This window comes from Candidatus Desulfolinea nitratireducens, assembly GCF_982879505.1.
The window spans coordinates 1-4,369 of record NZ_CEYOSI010000023.1; the positions used below are offsets into that span (position 1 = coordinate 1).

The window sequence follows — 4,369 nt, forward strand, 5'->3', positions numbered from 1 at the left end:
TAACTATGGGCATTTCTAATTGTCGCCATGTCCTTTTCTAATTGTCGTTGACAGCTTTTGGGTGGATTGTATAAAATCCCAATAAGGACGTTATGCAGCGCTAGATTAAAATACAACTACTGATCCTTGCATATGTTTCTAAACTTCGTAACCCGCATCACGCACGAAAGCCTGGATCATTGCAGGTCTGCGTTGCATACGCCGCTTCGCATTTTGGATCAGCACTTCCAGTTCTGGCAGGTGATCACAGGCGATATTGGGCAAATCGGCAATTTTTAGATAGCTCCAAACCCATTCTGTCGGGTTGAGGTCCGGAGCATATCCTGGCAATTGCTCCAGGTGGATGCGCTTAGCTGCCCCAGCTGCCAGGTAGGCTTTCACGATCTTAGAACGATGCGTAGGAATGCCGTCCCAGATGACCAGCAGCAAACCCGGGATCAGCCGTTGCAATTGACCAAGAAAACTGACGACTTCTCGACTGGTAATCGAATGAGCATAAATTGTCAGAAACAACCTGCCCTGGGGTGTGACCGCCCCGATAAGTGAAAGATGCTTGTATGACAGAAACTCCTTCAAGATTGGTGTCTGCCCGCGCGGCGTATAGGTGCGCACAACCATCGGAAGCAGATACACACCCGATTCGTCTATAAAAACAATGGTGCGCCCTTCTTCGGCCGCCTTTTTTTCAACTCGGGCCAGCGTTCCGTCTTCCAACGTTGGACCTCGGCTTCCTTCCGCTGCCTGGCTCGCCTGATCGGCTTCTGGGGCGTCCACCCCAAGTCTTTGAGAATGCGGCTGACGTGGGCGGGGTGGTATTTCACCCCGAACTCGCGCTCGATCACTTTGCCAACACGAGGACAGGTCCACAGATCGCCTCGAAATCCGAAGCTTTCTGCGCCTCGCTCCAGTAACTTCGGGAGCTTCTGGCGGTCAGCCGCACTCAAACGTGCGGGCGCGCCCGATTTGGGTTGCTCCTTGAGCGCTGCTTCGCCGCCTTCCATGCTGCGCTTGATCCATTGGCTGACGGCACCCTTGGTCACACCCAGCGCTTTGGCGATGTCCTTTTGCTTCCAGCCAGTCTGGTGTAAAGCCCAGGCTCGCTTGCGGCGTTCTTCTTTCCAATTTGTCACTTTATCCTTTGCCATGTGGTCAATCTAACCATGGTTTAGTTACTTATGCAAGGATCAGTAATTATAAATTTGCTCAATTATCACACATATTATAAAAATATTTAATCGAAAATAAAAGGTTACAAGACCAGAGCTTAAACAAAAAAAGGCTCCAAAAAAACGTTTTGGGCCTTTTTATATATCAAAAGCTCCTCGTCCAGGACTCGAACCTGGAACCTAGCGGTTAACAGCCGCTCGCTCTGCCAATTGAGCTAACGAGGAAGGCGACCGAGATTATATAGCCAAGGCAGAAATGTGTCAAGGAAATGCCGTCTGCACGATCCAAAAGTATAAAAACCCAATAATACAAAAAACGGAGTGTGGTAAAAGCCACACTCCGTTTCATGCTTATCTAAATGCTATTTTTTTAGTAGCCAGTGGAGATGGAGCCATCCTGCAGGCCAGCATCGATCTCAGCCAATTTGTCTTTCACGGCTTGAGGAACTGCGCTATCAAAGTCGTGGAAGCTAGCCAAACCAACAGAACCGAAGAAGTTGCCGCCGGGGAATGCACCATCAGCGGAAGCAGTGATCAGTTCAAATACACCGGGGGTGATGAGCTTCATTGCGGAGGAAACTAGGCAGTCGTGTGCTTCGGGAACGGTTTCCCATTGATCGGAGTCAACACCGATGCAGTAAAGACCTTCGTGGGAAGCAACTTCGATCAATGCGCCATTACCGGTCTTGCCGCCAGCGCCGAAGACGACGTCTGCGCCTTGGTCAATGGCTTGCTTGGATGTGGTTGCACCCCACTCGGGGTCAACAAATGCAACATCCATACCACCGGGGTGATAGGTGGAGATCAGGTTGATATCCGGGTTGATATAGAGAGCGCCCGCTTCGTAACCTTCTTTGAAGGCAACAACGGGGGGAACCAGGTCGGTGCCGAGAACGGCAGCGATGGTACCGGTTTCGCTCAGTTGAGCAGCCAATGCACCTGCTAAGAAACCTACTTTATCTTCGGGGAAGAGTAAGCCAGTTACGTTGGCCACTGCTTCACCTTGCCACTGGTCAACACCGATGAAATTGATATTCGGGTAGTTGGCAGCTTCTTCAACAGTGGCTTGCCCAAGGGCGAAACCAACGGTGACGATGACATCATAGTCTTTTTCTGCGAAAAGACCGATATTGGCGGCGTAATCTTTGGCATCTTTGGTCTCAACGTATTTGACGAAAGCACCCAGGTCATCAGCGGACTGCTGAACACCTTCCCAGGCAGACTGGTTGAAGGATTTGTCGTCAATTTCGCCGACATCAGTGACAAGGCCTACGCAGAGAACTTCTTCGCTGGCGCAGTTATCTTCACTGGCTGCAGGAGCGCCACCACAAGCGGAGAGCGCGAGAGCGGAAATAGTAAATACCGCAAATACTAGGTAAAACTTTTTCATTTTCTTACTCCTCTTTCTAAAGAGTTACATAGAATGACTGGTGCAAGTCTACAAGCGCTCACACCGACTCCTAGTATACAGGTTATCGAATTTTTCGGCAAGATGATGATAGCCATATAAGCAACATTACATAAAAACTTACATGCGCACAGAATCAGGCTTTGCCTCGCCGCGCGTTACACCGAGCATCATCAGAAATGCCAGGAGCATAAAGGTCGGGGCGACGAACATGATCGAATTGTAATTATTATCTGTTAATTGGATGATCCAACCGTTGACGTTGGGACCCAAAATCGCAGCCAGGGTTGAGAAAAGATAGTAAAGCCCGGTATAAGTACCAATGCGGGCATCATCAACCATATCCACAACCATTGGCAGGGAATTGATATTGATCAATGCCCAGGCCACACCTGCAGCCATCAGAAAGATACTGATCACAGCCACGTCGCCAAGTACCGGTACAGTGGTGAGCACCGTTGCAAGCAATTTTGACGGGAGCAAGTAGAGGCTCGCGAGCAATCCGCCGAGGAGGAAGATTCCGCTCATAATGGTTTTACGGCGTCCAAGTTTTCCGCCCACAAATCCGGCGATCAACGCTGAAAGAACGAAGAAAAGAGAAAGATGCCCGAGCAGGCGCGTCCCATCGGCGGGAGTCATCCCCAGATGATTTTTTGCATACAACGTAAAGAACGCCTCGATGGCGTTATAGCCCACAAACCAAAGCAGGATCGCCGCAAAGAGCCGCATAGCACTTTTATCGTTATCCGCCCAAACTTCCCGCAGGCTGGCGAGAAGACCAGGCTGTATTTCGCTCTCTTCGTATTCCTTTGGTTCCTTGATGAAGAAGAAAACCATCAGCGCGGAAAAAAGCACCAGCCCGGAACCCATCCAGAAGGGATAGGCCGGATTCATTTCGTAGAGGGCTGCGCCACCCAGGAAGGAAAAGATCGCACCAATACCACCCATGAAGTTGACGATCCCATTGGCCTGGGAACGATATTTCGAGGGGGTGATATCAGGCATCAGGGCGACGACGGGCGTACGCCAGAGCGCCATACTTAAGAGCAGCGTGCTCGTTCCAGCAACAAAGAGGGGGAGGACCGATGCAAGAGGGATCCACCCAAAGGCGGCTGCCGAGATGGGTGCCCCGATCAGGATAAAGGGCATCCGACGCCCGATCTTCGTCCGCAAGCGATCTGACCACGCACCGACAGAAGGCTGGATAAAGAGGGCTGCGATATTATCGAGGGTCATAAAGAAGCCGATCCACGCCGGGGCGAGATTGAATTTTTCGGAGAGGAAGATGGGGACAAAGGCGTTGTAAACACCCCAAACCACACTAACACCAAAAAAGCCGAAGCCGAGCAGGAAAATCTTGCCGTATCTGAATTTCATCTTGATCTCCTTTTTCTTGGTTGAAGGTTGCAGGTTTGAACGTTTGAAGGTTGAAGGTTGTAGGTTGTAGGTTGTAGGTTGTAGGTTGAAGATTAGAAAGTCTCCAAGCTAAAGTCTAAAGTCTGAAGTCTGAGGTCTAAAGTCTAAAGTCTGAAGTCTGAGGTCTAAAGTCTGAAGTCTAAAGTCTGAAGTCTAAAGTCTAAAGTCTAAAGTCTGAAGTCTAAAGTCTAAAGTCTGAAGTCTGAAGTCTAAAGTCTGTAATCTAGTGTCTCCAAAAACGCACGATCTTCATCACTAAGTTCAATCTTTTCAAGCATCTCTGGTCTGCGCTTAAATGTGCGCAGCAAAGCCTGTTCCCGCCGCCATTGGGCAACCCTGGCATGATCTCCTGAGCGCAGCACAGCAGGAATCTCCCAGC

General features: G+C 50.0%; 2 protein-coding genes, 1 tRNA gene and 2 pseudogenes. All 5 read right to left on the minus strand.

The genetic code is table 11. The features are described 5' to 3' along the window. Positions 1–138: 138 nt before the first annotated feature. Positions 139–1,145: pseudogene (locus AC3DOM_RS03470) on the minus strand (IS630 family transposase). 173 nt (positions 1,146–1,318) lie between these two features. Beyond that, positions 1,319–1,391 (minus strand) — tRNA-Asn (locus AC3DOM_RS03475). Between the two features lie 145 nt (positions 1,392–1,536). Beyond that, on the minus strand, positions 1,537–2,556 hold the full coding sequence (locus AC3DOM_RS03480) for a BMP family ABC transporter substrate-binding protein (protein ID WP_487917634.1): 1,020 nt from the start codon (positions 2,554–2,556) through the stop codon (positions 1,537–1,539). 138 nt (positions 2,557–2,694) lie between these two features. Further along, positions 2,695–3,951, minus strand: coding sequence for an MFS transporter (locus tag AC3DOM_RS03485; RefSeq protein ID WP_487917635.1), 1,257 nt, complete (start codon positions 3,949–3,951; stop codon positions 2,695–2,697). Between the two features lie 248 nt (positions 3,952–4,199). Beyond that, positions 4,200–4,369: pseudogene (locus AC3DOM_RS03490) on the minus strand (tRNA (guanosine(37)-N1)-methyltransferase TrmD); the annotation flags it as partial.

Coding starts and splice junctions, on each gene's coding strand:
- AC3DOM_RS03480 (WP_487917634.1), bottom strand. CDS start 2,556: ATGAAAAAGTTTTACCTAGTATTTGCGGTATTTACTATTTCCGCTCTC.
- AC3DOM_RS03485 (WP_487917635.1), bottom strand. CDS start 3,951: ATGAAATTCAGATACGGCAAGATTTTCCTGCTCGGCTTCGGCTTTTTT.